29 protein-coding genes are annotated in these 26,274 nt (G+C 61.6%); 8 read left to right on the top strand and 21 right to left on the bottom strand.

Translation table 11 applies throughout. The annotated features are described in order from the left end of the window. The first annotated feature begins 128 nt into the window (after positions 1 to 128). From QZ190_RS14285 to accD, 6 genes are all read left to right on the top strand, one after another. Positions 129 to 548, top strand: a complete 420-nt coding sequence (locus tag QZ190_RS14285; RefSeq protein WP_291917428.1) for a hypothetical protein — start codon at positions 129 to 131, stop codon at positions 546 to 548. Next, complete coding sequence (gene truA, locus QZ190_RS14280; RefSeq protein ID WP_291917426.1) at positions 545 to 1,330, top strand: tRNA pseudouridine(38-40) synthase TruA; 786 nt, start codon at positions 545 to 547, stop codon at positions 1,328 to 1,330. The genes QZ190_RS14285 and truA overlap by 4 nt, the downstream gene beginning before the upstream one ends. Continuing rightward, a complete protein-coding gene (locus QZ190_RS14275) occupies positions 1,327 to 2,046 on the top strand; it encodes a phosphoribosylanthranilate isomerase (RefSeq protein WP_291917424.1) in 720 nt (239 codons plus the stop codon). The genes truA and QZ190_RS14275 overlap by 4 nt, the downstream gene beginning before the upstream one ends. A gap of 87 nt (positions 2,047 to 2,133) precedes the next feature. Continuing rightward, complete coding sequence (gene trpB / locus QZ190_RS14270; RefSeq protein WP_291917422.1) at positions 2,134 to 3,417, top strand: tryptophan synthase subunit beta; 1,284 nt, start codon at positions 2,134 to 2,136, stop codon at positions 3,415 to 3,417. Between the two features lie 10 nt (positions 3,418 to 3,427). Further along, positions 3,428 to 4,237 (top strand): tryptophan synthase subunit alpha, encoded by an 810-nt coding sequence (trpA, locus tag QZ190_RS14265; protein ID WP_291917420.1) that lies wholly within the window; start codon positions 3,428 to 3,430, stop codon positions 4,235 to 4,237. Between the two features lie 51 nt (positions 4,238 to 4,288). Continuing rightward, a complete protein-coding gene (gene accD / locus QZ190_RS14260; protein ID WP_291917419.1) occupies positions 4,289 to 5,161 on the top strand; it encodes an acetyl-CoA carboxylase, carboxyltransferase subunit beta in 873 nt (290 codons plus the stop codon). 101 nt (positions 5,162 to 5,262) lie between these two features. Here the strand turns inward: accD and QZ190_RS14255 are convergent, their stop codons facing one another. After that, positions 5,263 to 5,811 carry a YggT family protein gene (locus QZ190_RS14255; RefSeq protein ID WP_291917418.1) on the bottom strand — a complete coding sequence of 183 codons (549 nt, stop codon included), beginning with the start codon at positions 5,809 to 5,811 and terminating at the stop codon, positions 5,263 to 5,265. 34 nt (positions 5,812 to 5,845) lie between these two features. Between QZ190_RS14255 and QZ190_RS14250 the strand changes: the two genes are divergently transcribed. Continuing rightward, positions 5,846 to 6,523, top strand: a complete 678-nt coding sequence (locus QZ190_RS14250) for an LON peptidase substrate-binding domain-containing protein (protein WP_291917417.1) — start codon at positions 5,846 to 5,848, stop codon at positions 6,521 to 6,523. Between the two features lie 83 nt (positions 6,524 to 6,606). Further along, on the top strand, positions 6,607 to 8,151 hold the full coding sequence (lysS, locus tag QZ190_RS14245) for a lysine--tRNA ligase (RefSeq protein ID WP_291917416.1): 1,545 nt from the start codon (positions 6,607 to 6,609) through the stop codon (positions 8,149 to 8,151). 11 nt (positions 8,152 to 8,162) lie between these two features. On the opposite strand, the gene QZ190_RS14240 is transcribed toward lysS, so the two are convergent. The 20 genes from QZ190_RS14240 to QZ190_RS14145 form a co-directional block, all read right to left on the bottom strand. After that, positions 8,163 to 9,266 carry a serine hydrolase gene (locus QZ190_RS14240; RefSeq protein ID WP_291917415.1) on the bottom strand — a complete coding sequence of 368 codons (1,104 nt, stop codon included), beginning with the start codon at positions 9,264 to 9,266 and terminating at the stop codon, positions 8,163 to 8,165. Beyond that, complete coding sequence (locus QZ190_RS14235) at positions 9,263 to 9,550, bottom strand: hypothetical protein (RefSeq protein WP_291917414.1); 288 nt, start codon at positions 9,548 to 9,550, stop codon at positions 9,263 to 9,265. The genes QZ190_RS14240 and QZ190_RS14235 overlap by 4 nt, the downstream gene beginning before the upstream one ends. Before the next feature lie 34 nt (positions 9,551 to 9,584). Beyond that, positions 9,585 to 10,667 (bottom strand): beta-N-acetylhexosaminidase, encoded by a 1,083-nt coding sequence (gene nagZ, locus QZ190_RS14230; RefSeq protein ID WP_291917412.1) that lies wholly within the window; start codon positions 10,665 to 10,667, stop codon positions 9,585 to 9,587. A 35-nt stretch (positions 10,668 to 10,702) separates the two neighbouring features. Next, positions 10,703 to 11,128, bottom strand: coding sequence for a holo-ACP synthase (acpS, locus tag QZ190_RS14225; protein ID WP_291917410.1), 426 nt, complete (start codon positions 11,126 to 11,128; stop codon positions 10,703 to 10,705). A gap of 72 nt (positions 11,129 to 11,200) precedes the next feature. Continuing rightward, on the bottom strand, positions 11,201 to 11,947 hold the full coding sequence (locus tag QZ190_RS14220; protein ID WP_291917409.1) for a pyridoxine 5'-phosphate synthase: 747 nt from the start codon (positions 11,945 to 11,947) through the stop codon (positions 11,201 to 11,203). Between the two features lie 8 nt (positions 11,948 to 11,955). After that, positions 11,956 to 12,702, bottom strand: a complete 747-nt coding sequence (gene recO / locus QZ190_RS14215; protein ID WP_291917408.1) for a DNA repair protein RecO — start codon at positions 12,700 to 12,702, stop codon at positions 11,956 to 11,958. Positions 12,703 to 12,713: 11 nt separating this feature from the next. Continuing rightward, positions 12,714 to 13,793 (bottom strand): GTPase Era, encoded by a 1,080-nt coding sequence (gene era, locus QZ190_RS14210; RefSeq protein ID WP_291917407.1) that lies wholly within the window; start codon positions 13,791 to 13,793, stop codon positions 12,714 to 12,716. Continuing rightward, positions 13,790 to 14,464: a ribonuclease III gene (gene rnc / locus QZ190_RS14205; protein WP_291917432.1), complete on the bottom strand. Its 675-nt coding sequence runs from the start codon at positions 14,462 to 14,464 to the stop codon at positions 13,790 to 13,792. Before rnc ends, era begins: the two co-directional genes overlap by 4 nt. A gap of 25 nt (positions 14,465 to 14,489) precedes the next feature. Beyond that, entirely contained in the window at positions 14,490 to 15,455 is a 966-nt protein-coding gene (lepB, locus tag QZ190_RS14200; protein WP_291917406.1) for a signal peptidase I, read from the bottom strand. Continuing rightward, complete coding sequence (lepA, locus tag QZ190_RS14195) at positions 15,455 to 17,263, bottom strand: translation elongation factor 4 (RefSeq protein ID WP_291917405.1); 1,809 nt, start codon at positions 17,261 to 17,263, stop codon at positions 15,455 to 15,457. The genes lepB and lepA overlap by 1 nt, the downstream gene beginning before the upstream one ends. Positions 17,264 to 17,756: 493 nt before the next feature. Then, a complete protein-coding gene (locus QZ190_RS14190) occupies positions 17,757 to 19,151 on the bottom strand; it encodes a DegQ family serine endoprotease (RefSeq protein ID WP_291917430.1) in 1,395 nt (464 codons plus the stop codon). 150 nt (positions 19,152 to 19,301) lie between these two features. Then, positions 19,302 to 19,796, bottom strand: a complete 495-nt coding sequence (locus QZ190_RS14185; protein ID WP_291917403.1) for a hypothetical protein — start codon at positions 19,794 to 19,796, stop codon at positions 19,302 to 19,304. 25 nt (positions 19,797 to 19,821) lie between these two features. Then, positions 19,822 to 21,066 (bottom strand): beta-ketoacyl-ACP synthase II, encoded by a 1,245-nt coding sequence (gene fabF / locus QZ190_RS14180; RefSeq protein ID WP_291917402.1) that lies wholly within the window; start codon positions 21,064 to 21,066, stop codon positions 19,822 to 19,824. A gap of 6 nt (positions 21,067 to 21,072) precedes the next feature. Further along, entirely contained in the window at positions 21,073 to 21,309 is a 237-nt protein-coding gene (gene acpP / locus QZ190_RS14175) for an acyl carrier protein (protein WP_019427049.1), read from the bottom strand. Between the two features lie 62 nt (positions 21,310 to 21,371). Further along, positions 21,372 to 22,115: a 3-oxoacyl-ACP reductase FabG gene (gene fabG, locus QZ190_RS14170; RefSeq protein WP_090138160.1), complete on the bottom strand. Its 744-nt coding sequence runs from the start codon at positions 22,113 to 22,115 to the stop codon at positions 21,372 to 21,374. Beyond that, positions 22,112 to 23,062, bottom strand: coding sequence for an ACP S-malonyltransferase (fabD, locus tag QZ190_RS14165; protein WP_291917397.1), 951 nt, complete (start codon positions 23,060 to 23,062; stop codon positions 22,112 to 22,114). The genes fabG and fabD overlap by 4 nt, the downstream gene beginning before the upstream one ends. A 90-nt stretch (positions 23,063 to 23,152) precedes the next feature. Beyond that, complete coding sequence (locus tag QZ190_RS14160) at positions 23,153 to 24,130, bottom strand: beta-ketoacyl-ACP synthase III (protein WP_291917395.1); 978 nt, start codon at positions 24,128 to 24,130, stop codon at positions 23,153 to 23,155. After that, entirely contained in the window at positions 24,127 to 25,191 is a 1,065-nt protein-coding gene (plsX, locus tag QZ190_RS14155) for a phosphate acyltransferase PlsX (RefSeq protein ID WP_291917393.1), read from the bottom strand. The genes QZ190_RS14160 and plsX overlap by 4 nt, the downstream gene beginning before the upstream one ends. Positions 25,192 to 25,298: 107 nt before the next feature. Then, positions 25,299 to 25,481, bottom strand: a complete 183-nt coding sequence (rpmF, locus tag QZ190_RS14150; protein WP_005794249.1) for a 50S ribosomal protein L32 — start codon at positions 25,479 to 25,481, stop codon at positions 25,299 to 25,301. Positions 25,482 to 25,649: 168 nt separating this feature from the next. Then, the gene (locus tag QZ190_RS14145; RefSeq protein ID WP_291917391.1) at positions 25,650 to 26,198 is read right to left on the bottom strand and encodes a YceD family protein; all 549 of its coding nucleotides are present in this window, start codon (positions 26,196 to 26,198) and stop codon (positions 25,650 to 25,652) included. Positions 26,199 to 26,274 lie beyond the last annotated feature (76 nt).

The raw sequence follows: 26,274 nt of genomic DNA, 5'->3' as shown, positions 1-26,274 counted from the left end.
CCCCTGCTGCCGCTACTGCGACGCTTGTAACGCCCTCGTCCCAAACCCCATCCCAAGCGACTTTGAACACAGGCTCAAGTCTCAAAGATCTGAGTGAAAACAAACAGCTGTGGGCTTGGGCTGCGGCATTGCTGGCAGCCGTGTTGTTGGTGGCTGTCTGGATGAGAAAAAAATCGGCTGAACCCGAATCCATTTACGCACCATCCTACGACGACATCCCCAATACAAATGCTGAACCCGTCATGGAAGCAGCCTCCAGCCCCATCAGCGTTCCCGCTCAAATGAGCGCGATCGACCTGAACCTTCCAACCCAAGCTGGCACCGCACCATTGGCTTCAATGCCCTCCTACGCAGCACCCACACAGGCAACAGCTCCAACAGCCCCGGTCAACGCGGAGGACACCGAACAAAGCAAGCTCAACTTGGCGGCTCAACTGTTGGCAAAGGGTGACAAAGACCTGGCCCGTGCGTTGATCCTGTCCGTGGTTTCGTCAACCCATGGCGACATCAAGGCCCGCGCCATCCAGATGCTCGGCCAAATCCGGTGAGGTTGGCCCTGGGCGTCTGCTATTCGGGCACGGCTTACCAGGGCTGGCAAAGCCAGGCCACGGGCCTGACGATTCAGGACAAACTCGAAAAAGCCCTGGCGCAGTTTGGCGACGTGCCCCGCGTCAGCACCTTGTGCGCAGGCCGCACCGATGCGGGCGTGCACGGCCTGATGCAGGTGGTGCACTTCGACACCCACTTGGAGCGCGACACACACTCCTGGGTGCGCGGCACCAACCGGTATTTACCGCCTGACATCGCGGTTCAATGGGCGCAGGTCGTGCCCGAGACTTTCCATTGCCGCGCCAGCGCCACCGGCAGGCGCTACATCTACGTGCTGCTCGACTCGATCGTGCGCCCCAGCCTGGAGGCGGGCCGCGTGGGCTGGGTGTACCGCCCTCTGGCCGAAGCACCGATGCAGCAAGCCAGTCAGCACCTGCTGGGCGAGCACGATTTTTCATCGTTTCGGGCCAGCAGCTGCCAGGCGCTGTCGCCGGTCAAAACGCTGCGCCACATCCGCATTTCCCGGCACGGCGCTTATTGGCGCTTTGAGTTTGAAGGCAACGCCTTTTTGCACCACATGATCCGCAACATCATGGGCTGCCTGGTGACCATCGGCCAGGGCAACCAGTCCCCCGACTGGATGCGGGAGGTGCTGCTGGCCAAAAGCCGCGACGCCGCAGCACCCACGTTTTCGCCCGATGGCTTGTACTTTGCCGGGCCCATCTACAGCCCCGAATGGGGCCTGCCCGACACCACCCCTGCTTTTGATTGGTTGCCATGAGCCCCAGCAACACAGCCACCCACGCATCCACCAGCCCTGCCCCGCAGCAACGCACGCGCATCAAGATGTGTGGCTTCACCCGCGAAGCAGATGTCTTGGCCGCCTGCGCCGTGGGTGCCGACGCCATCGGGTTTGTGCTGTACCCGCCCAGCCCGCGCAGCGTGAGCATCGAGCGCGCAGCCGAGCTGGCCCGCCTGCTGCCCGCTTTTGTGACGCCCGTGCTGCTCTTCGTCAACGAGACGCCCGAGCGGATCGAAGCGGCTTGCGCAGCCGTGCCCGGCGCTTTACTGCAGTTTCATGGCGAGGAATCGGCCGACTTCTGCCAAGACATGTCGCAGCGCACAGGCCGCCCCCACCTCAAAGCCGCCCGAATCCCCTTGTCCGAGGTCCATGACTTCGACTTGCTAGAATTTGCCTACATTCATCACGCAGCCCAAGCCCTCTTGCTCGACGCCCATGTCGACGGATACGGCGGCGGCGGAAAAACATTCCATTGGTCACTCCTGCCACCAAACGTCAATGCTCACCTCGTTTTGTCTGGTGGACTCACACCTGCAAACGTGGGCGATGGCATTCGGGCACTGCACACGCACGGCCTGTCTCTGGCCGTTGACGTGAGCTCTGGCATCGAAGCAGGCAAGGGCCTCAAAGATGCCGACAAAATGCGGCAGTTTGTCCAGGCGGTGCACTCCGCAGACAACGCACTCTCCTTTTAAAGCATTCCCCGGGCTGGCCTCGGCTTCCTTTGCAGCGTTCAGCACTGCAAGCGCCGAGCACCCCCGACCCCCACCAAGGCCATCACCATGTTCGATTACCAACAACCCGACGTCAAAGGCCATTTCGGCATCTATGGCGGCAGTTTCGTCAGCGAAACCCTAACCCACGCCATCAACGAGCTCAAAGCCGCCTACGCCCAGTACCAGCACGACCCGGCCTTTATCGCCGAATTCAAGTCGGAGCTGGCGCACTTTGTGGGCCGCCCCTCGCCCGTGTACCACGCGGCCCGCATGAGCCGTGAAATGGGCGGCGCGCAGATCTTCTTGAAGCGCGAGGACCTGAACCACACGGGTGCCCACAAGATCAACAACACCATCGGTCAGGCCATGCTGGCCAAGCGCATGGGCAAACCGCGCATCATCGCCGAGACGGGCGCGGGCCAGCACGGTGTGGCCACGGCCACCATCTGCGCCCGTTACGGCCTGGAATGCGTGGTCTACATGGGCGCTGAAGACGTCAAACGCCAAAGCCCCAATGTCTACCGCATGAAACTGCTGGGCGCCACCGTGGTGCCCGTCGAGTCCGGCAGCAAAACCCTCAAAGACGCCCTGAACGAAGCCATGCGCGACTGGGTGGCCAATGTGGACAACACCTTCTACATCATCGGCACCGTGGCGGGCCCCCACCCCTACCCCATGATGGTGCGCGACTTCCAAAGCGTGATCGGCGAAGAGTGCCTGACGCAAATGCCCGAGATGTTCAAAACGCTCCAAATGGCCGAGCAGCAACCCGATGCCGTGATCGCCTGCGTGGGCGGTGGCAGCAACGCCATGGGCATCTTCTACCCCTACATCCCGCACGACAAAACCCGATTGATCGGCGTGGAAGCCGCAGGCGAAGGTCTGGACACGGGCAAGCACTCCGCCTCGCTGCAACTGGGCACGCCCGGCGTGCTGCACGGCAACCGCACCTACATCTTGCAAGACGAAAACGGGCAGATCACCGAGACGCACAGTGTGAGTGCCGGTTTGGACTACCCCGGCGTGGGCCCCGAGCATGCTTTCCTGAAGGACATTGGCCGCGCCGAGTACGTGGGCATCACCGACAAAGAGGCGCTCGAAGCCTTCCACTACCTGTGCCGCACCGAGGGCATCATCCCCGCCCTCGAATCGAGCCACGCCGTGGCCTACGCCATGAAACTGGCCAAAACCATGCGCACTGACCAAAGCATTCTGGTCAACCTGTCAGGCCGTGGCGACAAGGACATCGGCACCGTGGCTGACCTGTCAAACGCCGATTTCTATTGCCGCCCCAGCTGCCAAGGCCAATCGGTCAAAGGTGGCGAGCAGTCTGTGAACTTCGTCAAATAAGGGGCAGAACATGAGCCGCATCGACGCCACCCTCTCCGCCCTGAAAGCCCAGGGCCGCAAAGCCCTGATCCCGTATGTTACGGCAGGCTTCCCCCAAAAAACCACCACCGTGCCCCTGATGCATGCCATGGCAGAGGCCGGGGCCGACATCATCGAGCTGGGGGTGCCGTTTTCGGACCCGTCTGCCGACGGCCCGGTGATCCAAAAAGCAGGCGACAAAGCCCTGGCTTTGGGCATTGGCACCGTGCAGGTGCTGGCCATGGTGCGCGAATTCCGCCAAACCAACAGCACCACCCCGGTGGTGCTGATGGGCTACGCCAACCCGGTGGAGCGCTACGACCAAAAACACGGCGCTGACAGCTTCATCCGCGACGCCTCGGCTGCGGGTGTGGACGGCGTGCTGATCGTGGACTACCCGCCCGAAGAATGCGTGGAATTTGCTGCCAAGCTGCGCGCCCACAGCATGGACCTGATCTTTTTGCTGGCCCCCACCAGCACCGACGAGCGCATGCAGCAGGTGGCCCAGGTGGCCAGCGGCTACGTGTATTACGTGTCGCTCAAGGGCGTGACCGGCTCCGGCACGCTGGACACCGACGCGGTCGAAGCCATGCTGCCGCGCATTCGCCAACACGTCAGTGTGCCCGTCGGCGTGGGCTTTGGCATCCGAGATGCGGCCACTGCCCAAGCCATCAGTCGCGTGGCCGATGCGGTGGTGATCGGCTCGCGCTTGATCCAGCTGATCGACGCGGCCCCTGAGTCCGACATCAACGCCGTGGCGTCTGACTTTTTGCGCGGCATCCGCCAAGCACTGGATGCCTGAACAGGGCTGCCAACGTTTCAACGATAATTCGCCGCACAAGGAGAAACCCTCATGAGTTGGCTCGAAAAACTGCTCCCACCCAAGATCCAGCACACCGACCCGGCCGATCGCCGCACGGTGCCCGAAGGCCTGTGGGTCAAATGCCCCAGCTGCGACGCGGTGCTCTACAAAACCGATCTGGAAGAAAACCAAAACGTCTGCCCCGGCTGCTCACACCACCTGCGCATCGGTGCCCGCGCCCGCCTGAACGCTTTTCTGGACGGCGAAGGCCGCTACGAAATCGGCCAGGAAGTCCTGCCCGTTGACCCGCTCAAGTTCAAAGACAGCCGCAAATACCCCGAACGCCTGAAAGAGGCCATGGACAACACGGGCGAAACCGATGCCCTGGTGGTCATGGGCGGTGCAGTCCACAGCATCAACCTGGTGGCTGCCTGCTTTGAATTCGACTTCATGGGCGGCTCCATGGGCTCGGTGGTGGGCGAGCGCTTTGTGCGCGGCGTGGAAACCGCCATCGCGCAAAAAGTGCCTTTTGTGTGCTTCACCGCCACGGGCGGTGCGCGCATGCAAGAGGGCCTGCTCTCGCTCATGCAAATGGCCAAGACCAACGCCGCCTTGACCCGCCTGGCCAAGAAAGGTCTGCCCTACATCAGCGTGCTGACCGACCCGACCATGGGCGGTGTGTCGGCCGGTTTTGCCTTCTTGGGCGACGTGGTGATTGCCGAGCCCAAAGCCCTGATCGGCTTTGCCGGCCCCCGCGTGATTGAGAGCACCGTGCGCGTGACTTTGCCCGAGGGCTTTCAGCGTGCGGAGTTTTTGCAAACCAAGGGCGCGGTGGATTTCATCTGCGACCGCCGGGAGCTGCGCAAAACCATCGCCAGCACGCTGGCCATGCTGCAGCGCCAGCCAGCCGATGCGGTGAGCTGATTGGCCTGAGCGCCCCGAAGGCGCATGCCACAGCCCCGATGCAAAAGGCCCTCTTGCACATAGCGCAAGAGGGCCTTTTCACATGGCGCCTCGAAAAAGCCTCAGCGCAAACCACCCATTTGCAGGCCCATGAGCACCATGCCCAGCATTTGCAGGGCCAACAGCAGCACCAGCGCTGACAAGTCGATGCCGCCAATGAGCGGCACCACACGCCGAAAAGGACGCAACAGGGGTTCGGCCAAGCGCGCCACCAGGTCGTACATGGGCGAGCCGGGGCTGATCCACGACATCACCGCATACACCAGCACCAAGGCGCTCAGGGCCGACACCACCAGTTGCGCCAGGCTCAGCAGACTGAACCAAGGCAGCAAAACCCACGGCGCTGCGCCGCCTGACAGCAGCCACAAAAGCGCCACCTGCACCAGCTTGATCAGCCAGGCCCCCACCAGGCTGGACAGGTCCCAAGCCGACCAGGCCGGGATCGCTTTGCGCAAGGGCAGCACCAGCCAATCGGTCAGCGCAAACACAAAGCGCCCCACCGGCTGGTGAAATGAAATGCGCTGCCTTTGCATCCACAGGCGCAGCAAACAAGTGCCGGCAACCAAGCCTGCCACCACATCCAACACCATACTGAGCATCTGGAACCACATCGTTTTTTTCTCCTGCTCGTGCGATGATACCCAGATGCCCGATCGCGACACCCCTGCCCCGAAAGCCTTGACCGAATTGCCCCTGTTCCCTTTAGGCACGGTGCTGTTTCCGGGCGCTTTGCTGCCCCTGCAATTGTTTGAACTGCGCTACCTGCAGATGATTGGCGAATGCGAGCGCCAAGGCTCGGGCTTTGGCGTGATCACGCTCTCTCAGGGCCGCGAAGTGCACCGGCCCGGCCAAGCGGCAGAGCAGTTTGAAGCCATGGGCACACGGGTGCAGATCGAGCGCATCGAGAGGCCCCAGCCCGGCCTGGTGATGGTCTGGTGCCGAGGGGTGGAAAAATTCCGCATCGAAGCCACACAGCAGCGCAGCGACGGTTTGTGGCTGGGGCGGGTAGAGCCCCTGCCGCCCGAGCCCGCCGTGCAAGTGCCCGAAGACCTGCAACACCTGTCGGCGCAAATGCACGAGGCCCTGACCCAGCTGAGCCAGCAGCCCAGCGTGGTGCCCCACTGGGCCGAGGCCTGGCGGCTGCAGGACTGCAGCTGGCTGTCCAACCGCTGGGGCGAGCTGCTGCCCTTGCCGCTGCAGATGAAATACCGGCTGTTTGCCCTGCAAGAACCGCTGATGCGGCTGGAGCTGGTGGGCGACATGGTGGCTCCTGCCGGAGCCACCGATCAACAGCCCGGCCGAAAGCCGTCCGCAAACTCTTAAAATAGAGGGCTTTGCGCCCTCGCGCACCCCACAACCCCGGATCGGGCGGCGTCCATGCGCCTCGGTCCCCACTGCACCTTGCCATGTCTGACACGACCGCCTCCGCCGCTCCCGCACAAGATGAAAACCAACTGATCGCCGAGCGCCGCGAAAAACTCAAAGCCATGCGCCAAGCACAGGCCGAAGGCAAAGGCGTGGCCTTTCCCAACGACTTCAAGCCCGAGCACCACGCCGCCAACCTGCACGAAGCCCATGGCGACAAAGACGCCGAAGCCTTGAACGGCGAAGGCGTGGCCAAAACCATGGCCAAGGTTGCAGGACGCATGATGCTCAAGCGCGTGATGGGCAAAGCCAGCTTTGCCACGCTGCAAGACGCCACGGGCCGCATCCAGGTCTATGTGACCCGCGACGATGTGGGCGAAGACCTCTACGCCCTGTTCAAGCACTGGGACCTGGGCGACATCGTGGGCGTAGAAGGCCATTTGTTCAAGACCCGCACGGGCGAGCTGTCGATCCACGCCACCGGCATCCGCATGCTCACCAAGAGCCTGCGCCCCATGCCCGACAAGTTCCACGGTGTGGCCGACCAGGAAGTCAAGTACCGCCAGCGCTATGTGGACCTGATGACAGACGAGGCCGCCCGCAAGCGCTTTGCGGCCCGCAGCAAGGCCGTGAGCGGCATTCGTGAATTCATGGTCCAACACGGCTTTTTGGAAGTCGAAACGCCCATGCTGCACCCCATCCCCGGTGGTGCCAATGCCAAGCCCTTTGTGACGCACCACAACGCGCTGGACCAAGAAATGTTCTTGCGCATCGCGCCCGAGTTGTACCTCAAGCGCCTGCTGGTGGGCGGCTTTGAGCGCGTGTTCGAGATCAACCGCAACTTCCGCAACGAAGGCATCTCGGTGCGCCACAACCCCGAGTTCACCATGATGGAGTTCTACGCGGCCTACTGGAACTACCAGGACCTGATGGGCTTTACGGAAAGCCTGATCCGCGACGCGGCCATGACTGCGGCTGGCACGCTCGACCTGACCTACAACGGCAAGCCAGTGGATTTGAACAAGCCGTTTGCCCACATGACCATCCGCGAAGCCATCGTCAAGCACACCGAAGCGGGTGACAACGTGGACAACGCCGAGTGGCTGATCAACGCCCTTAAAAAGCTGGGCATGAGCGAAGCCAAGGACAAGCTGTCCACCCGCAGCTTGGCCAGCCTGCAGGTGTTCTATTTTGAGGAAACCGTGGAAGACAAGCTCTGGGAGCCGACCTTCATCATGGAGCACCCCACCGAAATTTCACCGCTGGCCCGCGCTAACGACAGCCGCCCCGAAGTGACCGAGCGCTTTGAGCTCTACATCACGGGCCGAGAGTTCGGCAACGGTTTCAGTGAATTGAACGACGCCGAAGACCAGGCCGCCCGCTTTCACGCCCAAGTGGCCGCCAAGGACGATGGCGACGACGAAGCCATGTACTACGACCACGACTTCGTGCGTGCGCTCGAATACGGCATGCCCCCTGCGGGCGGCTGCGGCATCGGCATCGACCGCCTGATGATGCTGCTGACCGACAGCGCCAGCATCCGCGATGTGATCCTGTTCCCGGCCCTGCGCCACGTGCAGGAATAAGCAGATTCAGCTCACTCCAGGCGGTCGCGGGTTGTTTTCAGGAATTGCGTCAGCAGCTTTTCTGTCCGCGGCCCGCCATTGGACAGCATGATCAGCTGAAAACGCCGCTCGCGGTGGAAGTACAAAGCGGTGCGAAAAGCGCCCAGGCGGCCCGTGTGCCCCACAGCCTGGGCGGGCAAGCTGCCTGACAGCCCCGCCCAGCCGCCCAAGCGCCCGATGTACCAGCCGTAGCCGTAGCGTTTGCCATCGGCAAACTCGGCATGGGGCCTCATCATCAAATCCAGGGTTTTCGCCTGCACCAGTTTGTGTTGCCACAGCGCCTGCATGAACTGCTCCAGGTCCCGCATGCTGCCCTTTTGGCCGATGGCCCCCATCAAGGCATAGTCAATCCCATGCACCTTGCCCTCTTGGGCATAGGGCAGGGCCTGTTGGCCCACCCAACGGGGCCAAGCGTCCAGCACCGAACTCGATGCCATGTCAGCCGGCTCGAACACATGGCGCTGCAAGTACTCGCCAAAGTCCAGCCCCGAAACCTGGGACACCAAATGCGCCAAAAGCATGTAATTGGTGTTGCTGTAAGCCGCTTGGGTGCCCGGGCTGAACAGCAGTGCGGGTGACTGCCTGAAATGCGCCAACACCGCCCCAAAGTCCAGACCATCCAGACGCTTGTGCGGCCAAAGGTTGAGCAGGTCCGGTAAACCGGATTGGTGCGACAGCAATTGGTGTGCATTGAGCTCAGCCCAGGTCTCAGGCAAATCGCTCAGGTACCGGCCCAGGGGCTGGTCCAGCGCCAAACGGCCTTGCTCGTGCAATTGCATCACCGCCAAAGCCGTGAAGATTTTGGACAAAGAGGCCAACTCGAACACGGTCTCGTCGTGGATCGATTCACCCATTTCGGCCGAAGCCAGCCCTTCGTGCCGACTGAAAACCTGCTCTCCCTGAACATGCACTTTGATCACATAGCCCGATGGCGATGGGCTTGAAGCATCCTGGGCGATTTGCGCCAGATCGGCTTGCAAGGCTTGCAGCTGCCGCGAAGCCCCCCAGGGAAGTGGCCCGCTGGCACAGCCCGCCAGCATGACGGCACTCAGCCACAAGCCCGCCCAACGGGTCATCTCAGACGCTTGATCTGGTCATTGTCGGGACGCACTTCACGCACTTCCACGTCCACCACATCGTCGACCGATCCGGCTGCGGGGCGCGAGGCTGTCTGCTGCCACATGCCGCCCCGGCGCATCTCGCGGTAGCGCTGCCAGACCACGGCCACTTGCGGCTTTTGTCCGGTGATCAACCAGCGCAGACTGGCCCAAGCGATGTAGACAAGCAAAAACAGCAACATGCCCAGCAGCAACACCAGCCCGAAAAAAGCCAAAAACAATTTGAAAAGCAGCCTGCCCATGGTGTTCACTTGCGTGTGTTGGAGTTCAAAGAGGTCACGGTAACAAATCCAGCGCCCGCATGTAATCGGCCGAACGCACCAAGGACTCCCAATCTCGGGCAGTGGCGCTGGGCAAAAGCGCCAGGCGGCGCTCTTCACTGACCTCGTTGGGCTGCCATTGGCCTTTGACGGCGGCCTCGGCCAGTTCGTCAAGCACCTGGTCGAGCTCGGCCCCGCCACCCACCGAGCGGTTGCACAGCAAGGCCAGGTCGCAGCCCGCATCCAGTGCGGCCCGCACCGCTTCGGTGTAGCTCAGACTTTGGCCCTGCACTTGGCGGGCGCCCGCCATGGACAAATCGTCGCTGAAAATCGCGCCCTGAAAACCCATCTGGCCGCGCAAAATGTCTTGCAGCCAGCGCTTGGAAAAGCCAGCGGGCCGGGCGTCGACCCGGCTGTAAATGACGTGCGCAGGCATCACGGCGGTGAGCACGCTGCCCAACCACGGGTAAGGCGCGGCATCGTCGGCCAAGATGGCCTTGAGGCTGCGCTTGTCGACTGGGATGTCGGTGTGCGAATCGGCCTTGACCGCGCCGTGGCCAGGGAAGTGCTTGCCGCAATTGCCCATACCCGCCTGCAGCAGGCCTTGCATCAGGCTGCGGGCCAAGAGGCTCACCACACGTGGGTCGCGGGCAAAGGCACGGTCACCGATCACGCCGCTCTCGCCATGGTCCAGATCGAGCACGGGCGTGAAACTGAAGTCCACGCCGCAAGCCCGCAATTCACTGGCCAGCACAAAGCCCGCCGAAGTCGCCGCCTCGCAGGCCTTGAGCACGCCCGAGCCGGGTTGGCCCTTGGCGTCCTGGCCCCAAAGCTCGCCAATGGCCCGCATGCTGGGCAAGTGGGTGAAGCCGTCGGTGCGAAAGCGCTGCACCCGCCCGCCTTCGTGGTCCACCGCGATCAAAAGGTCCGACCGGATGCTTTTGATGTCGGCGCACAAATCGCTCAGTTGCGCCCGGCTTTGCCAATTGCGGCCAAACAAAATCATGCCGCCGGTCAGCGGGTTCGCCAGTCGGCGGCGGTCCACCGCTGTGAGGCTGTGGCCTTCAATGTCTAGGATCAGGGGGGCGTGGATGCTCATGGGTGTCTCAACAGTTCAGGGTGGTCGTGTGCAAATCAAGGGCCGGCCATGCCAGCAGCCGCTGCAGGTGCTCGGGTCTCGACCACGCAAAAGCTGGCCGCGTACTCGGACTCGTCGGTCACGGTGATGTGGGCGCTCAGGCCCTTGGCTTCAAACCAGTCTTTCAGGCCCCCATGCAGCACGATCACGGGCTGGCCGCTGGGCAGTTTGCCGATCTCGCACAGCCGCCAGGCCATGGGCATGCGCATGCCCAGGCCAATGGCTTTGCTGAAGGCCTCTTTGGCCGAAAAACGCGTGGCCAGATAGCGCACACCCCGCTCGGGCCAGCGGGCGCTGCGGGCTTTCCAGGTGGCCATCTCGGCATCCGACAAGACCTTGGCGGCAAAGCGCTCGCCGTGCCGCTCCAAGCTGGCCCGGATGCGGCGTATATCGCAGATGTCGGTGCCGATGCCGTAGATCATGTGTTTTGGCCTTGGGCGTTGGGCGGCGTTTTGATGTCTGGCACTGAACGCTGATCGCTCAACCCAATGTGCTCAGCCCAATAGATCCATATAGGCTTGCACGGTCGCGGCATAGCCCATCTCCAACGCATCGGCCATGAAGGCATGGCCAATCGAGACTTCTTGCAGGCCCTTCACCGCCGTCACAAAGGCGGGCAGGTTGTCGCGGTTCAGATCATGGCCCGCGTTCAGGCCCAGCCCTGCTTGTGTGGCGGCCACAGCGGCATCGGCGTAACGCTGCAGCTGCATGGCTTGCGCTGGCGTGCCAAAGGCGGCGGCATAGGGCTCGGTATAGAGCTCCACCCGGTCGGCGCCCACGGCGCGGGCTGCGGCCATTTGCTCTGGGAGCGGGTCCATGAACAGGCTCACGCGCACGCCCAGCGCCTTGCATTCGTCGATCAGGGGTTTCAGGCGTTCAGCATCTTGCGGGAAGGTCCAGCCGTGGTCGCTGGTGAACTGGCCTTCGCTGTCGGGCACAAAGGTCACCTGGTGCGGGCGCACGGCCCGAACATGGTCCATGAGGTTGTGGAAGGGGTTGCCTTCGATGTTGAACTCGCGCTCGGGCCAGGCCTGCATCAGGGCGTGCAGCTCGGGCACGTCGCTGGCGCGGATGTGACGCTCGTCCGGGCGGGGGTGGATGGTGATGCCGTTCGCGCCCGCTTGCAGGCACAACTCAGCCGCACGCCTGACACTGGGAATGCCCAGGTGGCGCGAGTTGCGCAGCAAGGCGACCTTGTTGACATTGACCGACAGGGCCACACGTTGGGAAGAAGTCGTCATGGAGGTGTTCATAAGGTTTGCAAGTCCAGCATCATTTGGCGGGTGCGCAAAGCGCCCACACCACAATGGTAGTTGAGCAAGAGGCGCAAGGGGCGCTGCAGCTGCACCAGCAGGTCGGCGCACTCGCGCAGCAAAGCCGCCAAGGGGCTGGGTGAAGCCAGCGCCGCGTGCAGTGCCAGCCACTGCTCGCCGCGCAGGGCTTGGCGGTCATCGCGGACCCACTGCAGCCCCGCCTCGGGCACCAAGGCATAACTGTCGGTGAGCGACAAAGGCTTGAGGGTCAGGGTCTGCAGGTTCAGGGCGGGCAACAGGCCCATTTCGCGCAGCAGCAGCAACTCAAAGCCACGCAGGGCCCATTGCAAGGCGTCCGGGTCGCCACTGGCCAGCAGGCGCACGGCGGCGGCATAGACCTCGAACAGCTGCGGATGCGGATCGTCTCGCGCGGTCAGGCGCATCAGCAATTCATTGAGGTAGTAGCCCGACAGCAGCGCCTCCCCCGTGGGCATGACATGGCCGCCCACCCATTCGGCCGATTTGAGGGTGCGGATGTCACCGTCGCCCCCAAAGGCCAGCGACAAGGGCTGCAAAGGCAGGAGCACCGGGCGAAAACTCGAGGTTGGCCGCTTGGCCCCTTTGGCGACCAACGCCACACGGCCGTGGTGGCGTGTGAAGACTTCCAGAATCAGGCTGGTTTCGCTCCAGTCGTAGCGGTGCAGCACATAGGCTGGCTCGTCTGCGATCCGCTTGGAGGCCATTGGCGGTGGAATTACTCGTAACCGAAGCTGCGCACGCGGGCTTCGTCGTCGGCCCAGCCCGAACGCACTTTGACCCAAAGCTCGATGAAGACCTTGGCGTCCAGCAGCTTTTCGAGCTCGACGCGGGTTTCGGTGCCGATGCGTTTGAGCTTTTCGCCCTTGTCACCAATCACCATGGCCTTGTGGCCCTCGCGCTCGACCACGATGGTGGCCGCAATGCGCAGCATGCGTTTGGACGTGCGACCAGCCTCTTCTTCGAACTTGTCGATCACCACGGTGGAGGTGTAGGGCAGCTCGTCGCCCGTCAGGCGGAACAGTTTTTCGCGCACCATTTCGCTGGCGAGGAACTTCTCGCTGCGGTCGGTCAACTCGTCCTCGGCATGCCACCAGGGCTGTTCGGGCAGGTATTTTTCGCAAATGCCCAGCAGGCGCTCAATGTCTTTGGGCTGCTTGGCCGACATGGGTACGAACTCGGTGAAGGCGTGGCGCTCTTGCATGCTTTGCAGCCAGGGCGCGATGTCGCCACGGCGGTGCACGTTGTCGAGTTTGTTGGCCACCAGCAAGACCGGAATGCCGGGCTTGAGCAGCGCCAGCACTTTGGCGTCTGCCGTGGTGAAGCTGCCCGCCTCGACCACAAACAGCACCAGGTCCACATCGCTCACAGCGCCGACCACGGTTTTGTTCAGCGACTTGTTGAGTGCGGTGCCATGGATGGTCTGAAAACCGGGCGTGTCGACAAACACATACTGGGCAGTGCCCTGGGTGCGGATGCCGGTGATGCGGTGGCGCGTGGTTTGCGCTTTGCGCGAGGTGATGCTGATTTTTTGACCCACCAAGGCGTTGAGCAAAGTCGACTTGCCCACGTTGGGCTTGCCCACAATCGCCACCAGGCCGCAGCGCTGACCTTCCACCGGCACGGGCGCGGGGGCAGCAGCGACGGGCGGCAAGGCGGCGTCTTCTGACGCGTTTTCAGCAGAGGATCGAGGCTGGATGGTCACACCCGCGATTTGCACGGGGCGGCGCATGGTTTGCTCTTGCGGCGTGCGTTCAGGCGCAGATTCGGAAGAGGCGTTTTTTTTATCGGTGCTCATGCGGCGCTTTCGGATTTCAAGGTGAGCAGCATGGCGGCAGCCGCTGCTTGTTCGGCAGCGCGACGCGATGCGCCCGAGCCTTGTTGGGTTTGGCGCAATTCGGTCACTTCGCAAGAGACCTCGAACTGCTGGCGGTGCGCCGCGCCGGAGGTGCCGACCACGGTGTATTTGGGCAGCGCGAGCTTGCGCCCTTGCAGCCACTCTTGCAGCTCGGTCTTGGGGTCTTTGCCCACGGCCTGCATGTCGGGTTTGATGTCGACCTGGGCAAACAAGCGCTCGACCAAGGCTTGTGCGTCCTTGTAGCCGCCGTCCAGGTACACCGCGCCAATGATGGCTTCAAGTGCATCGGCGAGGATCGACGGGCGGTTTTGCCCGCCCGAGCGCATCTCGCCCTCGCCCAGCCGCATCACAGCGGGCAAATCCAGTTTTTTGGCCAGTTGGTGCAGCGTGTCTTGCTTGACCAGGTTGGCCCGCACCCGCGACAAATCGCCTTCGGGCAAATTGGCCAGTTGGGCATAAAGCAGGTGAGCGACCGACAGGTTGAGCACCGAGTCACCCAAAAACTCCAGGCGTTCGTTGTGGTCGGCACTGAAGCTGCGGTGCGTGACCGCCTGCTGCAGCAAAGCGTGCTGGCGAAAGGCGTAGCCCAGCCGGATTTGCAGCTCAGACAAAACAGGAGAAGCAGCCACGCCCACCTCAGTCAAAAGCGCCAATGCGCTTGAGGTTGCCGAAGTTCATCCACACGAAAAAGGCTTTGCCCACGATGTTGGCATCGGGCACGAAGCCAAAGAAGCGCGAGTCCAGCGAGTTGTCGCGGTTGTCGCCCATCATGAAGTAGTGGCCTGCGGGCACCTTGCAGGTCACGCCTTCAACGGTGTAGTTGCAGTTCTCACGGCCCTTGAACTGGTCAGCGCCGGGCACAAAGGCCGGACGGTCATCGTCCTGCAGCGTTTGGTGCGGCTTGGCGCCCAGGGTTTCGCGTCGGTGCTTGTGGTAGCGCATGGTGGACTCGTCAAAAAAGTCCGGCAGCGCTTCGGTGGGAACCGGTTTGCCGTTGATGGTCAGGCTTTTGTTCAAGTAAGCCACCTCGTCCCCGGGCAAACCGACCACGCGCTTGATGTAGTCCACGCTGGGCTTGGGGGGGTAGCGGAAAACCATCACATCACCGCGCTGCACGGGCGTGCCCTCGGTGATCTTGGTGTTGGCCACGGGCAGGCGGATGCCGTAGTGGAATTTGTTCACCAAAATCAAGTCGCCAATGTGCAGCGTCGGGATCATGGAGCCCGAGGGGATCTTGAAGGGCTCAAACAAGAACGAGCGCAGCACAAACACCACCACGATCACCGGGAACAAGCCTGCTGTCCAGTCCAGCCACCAAGGCTGCATGAGCAGCTTCTCGCGGGACTCGCGGATGTCGGTGTCCACCTTGTCGATGCCCATTTTGGCCAACTCGGCGCGGCGCTGGGCGGTTTCGGCTTCGAGTTGCGCCACCGCTTTTTGGCGCTGCGGCAAAAACACGAAACGCTCGGCCAGCCAATAAATGCCGGTGACCACGGTGGCCAAAAGCAATAGCAGCGCAAAGTTGCCCTCCAGGTAGCCCAGATACCAAGCACCCGCGTAGCCGACAAACGCGGCCAGCACCAAAGACGTTAAAAACTGCATCAATCTTCCACCTGCAAAATCGCCAAGAACGCCTCTTGCGGCACCTCGACCGAGCCAATTTGTTTCATGCGCTTTTTACCCGCCTTTTGCTTTTCGAGCAGTTTGCGCTTGCGCGAAATGTCGCCACCGTAGCACTTGGCCAGCACGTTTTTGCGCAAGGCCTTGATGCTTTCACGGGCAATGATGTTGGCACCAATGGCCGCCTGAATGGCCACATCGAACATCTGGCGGCTGATGATTTCGCGCATCTTGGCCACCACCGCCCGGCCCCGGTACTGCGACTGGGAGCGGTGCACGATGATGGACAGCGCATCGACCTTCTCGCCGTTGAGCAAGATATCGACCTTGACCACGTCAGATGCGCGGAACTCCTTGAACTCGTAGTCCATCGAGGCATAGCCCCGGCTGACCGATTTGAGCTTGTCAAAAAAGTCCAGCACGATCTCGCCCAACGGCATTTCATAAGTCAGCATGACCTGACGGCCGTGGTAGGCCATGTTCAGCTGCACGCCGCGCTTTTGGTTGGCCAGTGTCATCACGGGGCCGACATAGTCTTGCGGCATGTACAGGTGCACCGTGACGATGGGCTCGCGAATCTCTTGCAGTTTGCCTTGGTCGGGCATCTTGGAGGGGTTCTCGACCATGACGACTTCACCACCGGGCTGGACCACTTGATACACCACGCTGGGCGCGGTGGTGATCAGGTCCTGGTCAAACTCGCGCTCCAGGCGTTCTTGCACGATTTCCATGTGCAACAAACCCAGAAAGCCGCAGCGAAAGCCAAAGCCCAGCGCCTGCGAGACTTCGGGCTCGTAATGCAGCGAAGCGTCGTTGAGCTTGAGCTTTTCCAGCGCGTCGCGCAGGCCGTCGTACTGGTTGGCTTCGGTTGGGTACAAACCGGCAAAGACCTGCGGCTGGATTTCCTTGAAGCCAGGCAAGGCCTCGGTGGCCGGGCCCAGGTTGTTGGGCAGCTTCTTTTCCAAAGTGACGGTGTCGCCCACTTTGGCCGCCTGCAACTCCTTGATGCCCGCGATGATGTAACCCACCTCGCCCGCTTTGAGCGATTCGCGCGGCTGGTTGGCAGGGGTGAACACGCCCAAGCTGCCCGCTTCGTACACCGCGTTGCTGGCCATCATGCGGATGCGCTCGTTTTTGAGCAGCTGGCCATCCACCACGCGCACCAGCATGACCACGCCCACATAGGTGTCAAACCAGCTGTCGATGATCATGGCGCGCAGCGGCGCGTCGGGATTGCCTTTGGGCGGTGGAATGCGCGCCACCACCGCTTCGAGTATTTCTTCAATGCCCATACCGGTCTTGGCCGAGCAGGGAATCGCATCGGTCGCGTCGATGCCGATCACGTCTTCCACTTCAGCGCGGGCATTGTCCGGATCGGCGTTGGGCAAATCCATTTTGTTGAGCACCGGCACCACTTCCACGCCCAGGTCGAGCGCGGTGTAGCAATTGGCCACGGTCTGCGCTTCCACACCCTGGCTGGCATCGACCACCAGCAAAGCGCCTTCGCAGGCCGACAGCGAACGCGAGACTTCGTAAGAGAAGTCCACATGGCCGGGCGTGTCGATCAGGTTGAGGTTGTAGACCTGCCCGTCTTTGGCCTTGTATTGCAGCGCAGCGGTTTGCGCCTTGATGGTGATGCCGCGCTCTTTCTCGATGTCCATCGAGTCCAGCACCTGCGCTTCCATGTCACGCGCTTCCAAACCACCACAGCGTTGAATCAAGCGATCGGCCAGCGTGGACTTGCCATGGTCGATGTGGGCAATGATCGAAAAATTTCTGATGTGATTCATCAAGGAAGTTCTGCAAGTGTTTGTGGATCAATGATCCGGAAAAGAAAAAAGGGCGCGTCTGGTGGCGACGCGCCCTGAACCAACAATCAATGGCAACTGCGATAGTTGGGACTTCATTGTAGGCAAATTGGCCCATTCGCACAGCCCCGCTGTCGGGTTCGGCAGGTCGTTGCTGCTATGCAACATGAAACTTATCAACAACTTATCCACAAATAGGGTTGCCAAAAAATGAACAACTTGTGGGCTGTCTGTGGATCATCGGTGGACACATGCGGCAAATCCCGCATGGTGAATCCAGACCTGCTCTATATGCCATGAATGACGGATCAAGACGGCTGATTTTATCCAAATTCGGCATGAGGACCCAAAAATGTTAGCAAATACAAACTTCACAAATATTTTTGAACAAGGCCCCATCTCCCCAAAAAATGACGCTTGGGCCCAACAACCCCAAAACCTCAGGGGTTTCAGGGTCGGCAGAGCTTGACACCCATCAAGGTGCGGGTCGGATCAGCACATACTGCGCCCCGTCGCCCCGGCGGATCAGCACACTGACCGGACGGGTCTTGTCGATGCGCGCCATCAGCGATTCAAACACCTGGACCGAGCTGACCTCGGTGTTGGCCACCGCCAAGATCAGGTCGCCCTCGCGGATGCCCGCGCGTGCGGCCGCATCCACAGCGGCGTCCACCCGCACACCGGCGCGCACACGCGCTTCTTTCTTTTGGGCCTCGCTCAAGTCACTCAAGCTCAGGCCCAAGTGAGCGATCTTGGCGGCTGGGGCTTTTTTCTCAGGTTCAGCCACAGCCACTTTTTCTGGCTCGATCTCGGCCACGGTGACCTTCATGTCTTTGGTGGCCCCTCGGCGAAAGACCGTCAGCGCCACTTGGCTACCGGGCTTGGTGTTGCCCACAGCTCGAGGCAGATCGGCGGGTTTGTCAATGGGCTTGCCGTCAAAACGGGTGATGATGTCACCGGCCTCTATGCCGGCCTTTTCAGCCGGTGAGCCTTCTTCCACGCCCCGCACCAACACGCCCTGCGCTTTGCCCAGGCCAATCGATTCGGCCACTTCTTTGGTCACAGGCGCAATTTGCACACCGATGCGGCCACGGCTGACCCGCCCAGAGGCGCGCAGCTGTTCGCTCACGCGCATCGCTTCGTCCATGGGAATGGCGAACGAGATGCCCATGAAGCCACCCGAGCGGGAGTAAATCTGGCTGTTGATGCCCACCACTTCGCCGCGCATGTTGATCAGCGGGCCGCCCGAGTTGCCGGGGTTGATCGCCACATCGGTCTGAATGAAAGGCAAATAGTCACCCGTGTCGCGCTGCTTGGCGCTCACGATGCCCGCCGTCACGGTATTCTCCAGGCCAAAGGGGGAACCGATGGCCATGACCCATTCGCCCACACGCAGGCGGCTGACATCGCCCACCTTGACTGCGGGCAGGCCCGTGGCCTGTATTTTCACAACTGCCACATCGGTGCGCTTGTCGGCACCCACAATGCGCGCCTTGAACTCGCGCTTGTCGGTGAGGGTCACCATCACCTCGTCGGCACCCTCGACCACATGGGCGTTGGTCATGATAAAGCCGTCAGCACTCAAGATGAAGCCGGAGCCCACGCCCCGGGGTTGGGCTTCTTGCTCAGGTCGGTTTTGCCGTGGGCCCTGGCGTGGCGCGTTCGGCATGGGCACGCCAAAAAAGCGGCGAAACAACTCCTGCATTTCTTCGTCCTGCCCACCCGCGCCGGGCGTGCTGGGGCGGACTTTTTCCAAGGTTCGGATGTTCACCACCGAAGGGCCGACCTGTTCCACCAAGTCGGTGAAATCGGGCAAGCCGCGCACAGCAGCCGCCGGCGCCTGCGCCAAAGCGGCTGTGGTCGGCAGCATGGCCCAACCTGCCATCAAGGCCGTGGCCATGCAGGCCGATGCGGCTGTTTTCATGAGTTTGTTGTTCAGCACCAAAGCCTCCTTGTGTCGGTCAAAACCAGATTGCAACTCTCAAACAGATGCGGGTGAAACCGGCCTTTTCAAGCCGCATCAAAGACGCTCTTGCAGGTCCCTGTCGGGCAGCGCAGCCGTCTTGGGGCGCGAATATACAGCGCATCTAAATCCGTGCCACTTTGAGGGCATCGCGCCCGCCTGCAGCCAGGCGCAGAGCAATCGACCCTGTGCATGGCCCTGCTCGTCCAGTGGGTTTACCCATAACAAAAGACCTTGGCCGATATCCACGCCCACCGCGACGGCCACAGCTTGAGCCTGATCGGCCGAATCTGCATCGGTTTGCCAAAACCAGGCCTCTCCATTCCAGCCCAAGCGCCCGCCCATGAGTGCTTGCCTCGGAGCCCAGAGCGCAGCGAACCCCGCACAAACGCCCCACAACATCCAGGCGGCCCACAGCATGGGGCCTGTGGCCTGGGTCTGGACTTGCCAGCTGAGCAGGCCCACAGCCGAAAGCACACCCACAGCCACAAACAAAAGGCGGCCCCAAACAAAACGCCCCACCGGGTAAACCACAGGCGGGGCGTTGTGCATGGCTTAAACCTTGGCCGAAAGGCCGTCAGAGGCGTTTGAACACCAAAGAGCCGTTGGTGCCACCGAAACCGAAGTTGTTCTTCAGGGCCACATCGATTTTCAGATCGCGCGCTGTGTTGGCGCAGTAGTCCAGATCGCAATCGGGGTCGGGGTTGACCAGGTTGATGGTAGGTGGCACTTTTTGGTGGTGCAGCGCCAGCACGGTGAACACGCTCTCGATGCCACCCGCGCCACCCAACAAATGACCCGTCATGGACTTGGTGGAGCTGACCACGGTTTTGTACGCGTGGTCGCCCAAAGCCGCCTTGATGGCATTGGTTTCGTTGATGTCACCCAGTGGCGTGGAGGTGCCGTGGGCGTTCAGGTAATCGATCTGGTCGGCGTTGACACCGGCATTGCGCATGGCATTCAGCATGGCGCGGCGTGGGCCGTCCATGCTGGGCGCAGTCATGTGACCGGCGTCAGCACTCATGCCGTAACCTCCGAGCTCGGCGTAGATTTTGGCGCCACGGGCTTTGGCGTGTTCGTACTCTTCGAGCACCATCACGCCCGCGCCCTCTCCCAGCACAAAACCGTCACGGTCTTTGTCCCAAGGACGAGAGGCGGCTGTGGGGTCGTCGTTGCGGGTCGACAAAGCGCGCATGGCGGCAAAACCACCCACACCCAGTGGCGACACCGTGCCCTCGGAGCCACCAGCAATCATCACGTCGGCGTCGCCGTATTCGATCAGACGGCCGGCTTCGCCAATGCTGTGCAAACCTGTGGTGCACGCCGTCACAACGGCCAGATTGGGGCCTTTGAAGCCATGGCGCATCGAGACATGGCCTGAGATCATGTTGATGATCGAGGCCGGCACAAAAAATGGGGAGATGCGACGCGCGCCGCGCGCCGTGTACTCGATGTGGGTTTCTTCGATCAGCGGCAAGCCGCCGATGCCCGAACCAATCACCACACCAATACGGCAAGCCTCTTCTTCACCCAAGGCTTCGCCAGAGGGCAGACCCGCATCCTGGATGGCTTGGGCTGCAGCGGCAATACCGTAATGGATGAACCGGTCCATGGTCCGCGCCTCTTTGGCGGAGATGTAGGACTCAAGGTCAAAATTCTTGACTTCACCCACGATCCGGCAAGACATCGCCGAAGCATCGAAACGGGTGATAGGACCAATGCCGGACTGGCCGGCGATCAGGTTGGACCATGCCTCAGCCACCGTGTTGCCCACGGGGCTGACGCATCCCAAACCCGTGACAACAACGCGGCGCCGGGTCATCGTCGATCAGGCCTTCTTGCTTTGGGCGTAGTCGATCGCAGCTTGCACCGTGGTGATTTTTTCTGCGTCTTCGTCAGGAATCTCGATGCCGAACTCGTCTTCGAGTGCCATCACCAATTCCACCGTGTCCAGGGAGTCGGCACCCAGATCGGCCACAAAGGCTTTTTCGTTGGTGACTTGTGACTCTTCAACGCCGAGTTGTTCGGCAATGATTTTTTTGACACGTGCTTCGATATCGCTCATGGGGTCCCTCTGAGGGTTGTGAAAAAAGAAGATTTTACCTGTCCGGAAGGGGGTTCCGGAAATCAGGCCATGAACATGCCACCATTGACATGCAATTCTTGTCCGGTGACATAGCCAGCGCCTGGCCCAGCCAGATACGCCACGGCGTGGGCGATGTCATCGGGTTGACCCAGATGGCCCAGAGGAATCTGGCCCAACAAGGCTTTGTGTTGTTCTTCGGGCAGGCTGGCCGTCATGTCGGTGGCAATGAAACCGGGGGCCACACAGTTGACGGTGATGTTGCGGCTGCCCAGTTCGCGGGCCAAAGCACGGGTCATGCCGGCCACGCCCGCCTTGGCGGCGGCGTAGTTGGCCTGGCCGGGGTTGCCGGATGCGCCCACCACGCTGGTGATGCTGATGATGCGGCCATAACGCTGCTTCATCATGGGGCGGATCACCGCGCGGCTCATGCGGAACACCGCCTTGAGGTTGGTGTCGAGCACCGCATCCCAGTCGTCGTCTTTCATGCGCATGGCCAAAGTGTCGCGGGTGATGCCCGCGTTGTTGACCAGCACCTGCAGGCCGCCGTGCTCTTTCACGATGGCGTCGATCAGGGCTTCGCCTGCGGCCGCATCGTTGACGTTCAGGTTAGCACCCCGGCTGCCCGGAAAGGCCGACAGTGCTTGGCTGATCTTGGCAGCACCGTCATCGCTGGTGGCGGTGCCTATGACCACGTAACCGGCTTGGGCCAAGTGCAAAGCAATGGCAGCGCCAATGCCTCGGGATGCGCCAGTGACCAAGGCCACTTGTTTTGGGGTGTCGCTCATGCGAGGAGTCCTTTCACTTCAGCCAGGGTGGCGGGGTCGTACAGCGCCACGCCGTTCAATTCGGGGTCAATGCGCTTGGTCATGCCCGCCAGCACCTTGCCAGGGCCGCATTCGACCAAGGTGCTCACGCCACGGGCCTTGATGGCCTGCACGCACTCAACCCAGCGCACCGGGCCAAAAGCCTGACGGTACAGCGCATCGCGGATGCGGTCGCCGTCTGTTTCGATGGCCACATCGATGTTGTTGAGCACCGGGATCTGCGGCGCGCCCAGCGTCAGTGTGGCCAGCTTCTCGCGCAGCTTTTCGGCAGCAGGCTTCATCAGGCTCGAATGGAAAGGCGCTGACACGGGCAAAAGCAGTGCACGCTTGGCCCCCATGCCCTTGAGCACTTCGCAGGCTTTGTCCACCGCCGCTTTGCTGCCCGCGATCACGGTTTGCGCGGCGTCGTTGAAGTTCACGGCTTCGACCACTTCGGCGCTGCCCGCTGTAAAAGTGGCTTGGGCTGCATGGCAGCCTTCGATCACTTTGTCCGAGGCCAAGCCCAAAATGGCGGCCATGGCACCCACGCCCACGGGCACGGCTTCTTGCATGGCGGCAGCCCGCAGGCGCACCAGCGGTGCGGCTTGCGCGAGCGTCAACACACCCGAGGCCACCAGGGCACTGTATTCACCCAGCGAGTGACCGGCCACGACGGACGGCTTGGCGCCACCTTCAGCCAGCCAGGCGCGGTAAGCGGCCACAGCCGACACCAGCATCACGGGCTGGGTGTTGGTGGTCATCGCCAGCGCTTCTTTGGGGCCTTCGTGGATCAGTTGGGCCACGTCTTCGCCCAAGGCCTCCGAGGCTTCTTTCAGGGTTTCAAGCACCACGGGGTGGTCACCCCAAGCGTCCAACATGCCCACCGATTGGGAGCCCTGGCCGGGAAAAACAAAAGCAAATGTGGTCATGTGCAAATTTTTTAATCAGGAAAGAATCCGTGAAAGTGACAAGGGGCGCGCCCTGCATCGCCGAGCCGGGCCAGTCAAATCAAGAGCGGGTCAATAACGCAGCAGCACCGAGCCCCAAGTGAAGCCCCCGCCCACGCCTTCGAGCATGAGGGTCTGGCCACGCTGGATGCGCCCGTCCCGCACAGCCGTGTCCAGCGCCAGCGGTATCGAGGCGGCCGAGGTGTTGCCATGTTGGTCCACCGTGACCACCACCTTGTCAGCGCCCAGCTTGAGCTTGCGCGCTGTGCTTTGCATGATGCGGATGTTGGCCTGGTGCGGGATCAGCCAGTCGATGTCGGTGTCGGTCAAGTTGGCCTTGGCCAAACTGGCGCGGGCCGTGTCTTCGAGCACACCCACCGCCAATTTAAAGACCGCCTGACCGTCCATCTTGAGCACCGGATCGCCCAAAATGCCGCCACGGTTGACGTGGCCGGGCACGCACAAGATGTCCTTGTACTTGCCGTCGGCGTGCAAGTCGGTGGCCAAAATCCCGGGCTGATCCGAGGCTTCGAGCACGACCGCGCCTGCGCCATCGCCAAACAAGACACAGGTTGTGCGGTCCTTGAAGTCGAGGATGCGGCTGAAAATTTCTGAACCAATGACCAAGGCACGCTTGGCTGAACCAGACTGGATCATCGAATCGGCAATCGTCAGGGCGTAAACGAATCCGCTGCAGACGGCCTGGACATCAAACGCGGGGCAACCGGCTGCGCCCAACTTGTGCTGCACCATGGTCGCCACCGACGGGAACACCATGTCGGGGGTCGATGTGGCCACGATGATCAGATCAATGTCTTGCGCGACGATACCCGCAGCGCTGAGTGCCTGGCGGGCGGCTTCGGTGGCCAGATCGCTGCAGCCTTGCTCATCGGCTGCAAAGTGCCGGGCACGGATGCCTGTGCGCTCGACGATCCAGTCGTCGGATGTCTCGACACCTTGTTGCGCCAACTCGGCGGCCAGGTCGGCGTTGCTCAAGCGTCTGGCGGGCAGGTAGCTGCCGGTGCCCAAAATGCGTGAATAAATTCTCATACGGATGTGACCACGGTTTCAGAACGCTCGGCCTGCGCACCCATCAACAAAGGTGCGGCATGGGCAATGCGGTCCCGAACGCGGTCCAGCAATTGGTTTCGGGCTGCATCATAAGCCCGGTTCAGGGCGTTCTCAAAAGCCAACTCATCGGCAGAGCCATGGCTCTTGAACACCAAGCCACGCAAACCCAGCAGAGCAGCGCCGTTGTAACGGCGGTGGTCCACACGGTTTTTAAACGCTGTTAAGACCGGATAAGCCAACAAAGCAGCAGTTTTCGTAAAAATGCTGCGCGAAAACTCGGCTTTCAAGAAGCCGCTGACCATGGTGGCCAAGCCTTCGCTGGCCTTCAGGGCCACATTGCCCACGAAGCCATCGCAAACCACGATGTCCACCGTGCCCTTGAAAATATCGTTGCCCTCCACGTTGCCATGGAAGTTCAAATCACCCGATTTGGATGCAGATCGCAACAGTTCACCCGCTTTTTTGATGATTTCATTGCCCTTGATGGCTTCTTCACCGATGTTGAGCAAACCCACCGAAGGTTGATCCTTGTCCTGCAGGACCGACACCAAGGCCGAACCCATGACGGCAAACTGCAACAAATGTTCAGGCGTGCAGTCCACATTGGCCCCCAGATCGAGCATGGTGGTGCCGCCGCCCTTGAAGTTGGGCATCTGGCCCGCAATCGCTGGGCGGTCAATGCCGTCCATGGTTTTGAGCACATAACGGGCAATCGCCATCAAGGCCCCGGTGTTGCCCGCCGACACCGCCACTTGGGCCTGGCCGTCGCGCACCTGCTCGATGGCCACGCGCATGGAAGAGTCTTTCTTCTTGCGCAAGGCCACTTCCAGCGGATCGTCCATCTCGACCACTTCGGTGGCCGCCACCACCTGAGCACGCGGGTCAGAAAAACCCGCCAAGGCCTCAGTACGCCCCACGAGTATCAAACGGGCATCGGGGTGGGACGACAGAAAACGGCGACAAGCCGCCAGCGTGACGCGGGGACCGTGGTCGCCGCCCATGCAGTCGACAGACACGGTGATCGGGGTGGGCGAGGTCATGACATCCTTGGGCTCAAAACCGGAATTAACGCGGGCCATAAACCAAAAAGCCCGAGGCTACTCAGAAAGTAGCGCCGGGCCTCTGAAGGCTTGAGGGCGAAAGCCGATCAGGCTTCCGACTTGTTTTTGAGCACTTGGCGACCACGGTAAAAACCGTTGGGGCTGATGTGGTGACGCAGGTGAGTTTCGCCTGTGGTCGGCTCGACAGCGATGCCGGGCACGTTCAGGGCGTTGTGCGAACGGTGCATGCCGCGCTTGGAAGGCGATTTTTTGTTTTGCTGAACAGCCATGGTGGCTCCTTGGAAGCTTGGAGGCCGCGCAAATGAAAACGCAGCTTCGGTTGATGGGAATGTCACCCGGGGCATCCGGGCGAAGCCATTGATTATAGCCTAAGCCGAACCCTTTTGGACGCCTTTGCCAGCCAGTCCATGGCCAGTGTGCAGCGCCTCAGCGCCGTTTCAGCGTTTGGGGTCGGTTTTCAGGCTCGCCAACACCCCAAAGGGGTTGGGCCGCTCGGCTGCCGCTTCAAAGGCCGGATCGGCCACGGACATGGGCAGCGTTTCGGGGCACACCTCGTGCAAGGGCACCAACGGCAGGGACAAAATCAACTCGTCCTCGACCAGTGCCAAGGCATCGAAATCGCGGTTGATGACCAGCACATCGTCCTCCACCTCGTCGTCCAGCGCCTGCGCTGCGGCCTCGTCGGCCACAAACAAAAACGAGCGCTCGGCCTGCACAGGCTCCAGCACCGGGTTCAGGCATCGCTGGCACTGCATGGGCAGCATGAGCGAGGCCTTCAAGTCCAGCCACAACTGGTCGGGCGCACCCGATTGCGCCACCGCGCGGCCTTGCAGCTGCCACTGCACCAGACCGGCGGCCAAGGTGTCACCGTACTGCTCTTCTGCCAAACGGGGCCAGTCGGCCAGCGCGCCCTCGCCTTGCAGGCGCAGCCCGTCACGGGCAAAAGCCACGACATCCAGGTGTTGGGAATCCAATTTTTTTTCCATGGCTGCAGTGTAAGAGAATCACCCATCCGAATTTCATGGGGTTCAGCACTTTGACCACGACATTGACACCCTCCGC

The sequence above is a fragment of the Limnohabitans sp. genome, assembly GCF_017848645.1.
GTDB lineage: Bacteria > Pseudomonadota > Gammaproteobacteria > Burkholderiales > Burkholderiaceae_C > Limnohabitans_A.
The sequence above is the reverse complement of the archived record's forward strand: the minus strand, read 5'-3'. Positions and strand labels throughout refer to the sequence as shown.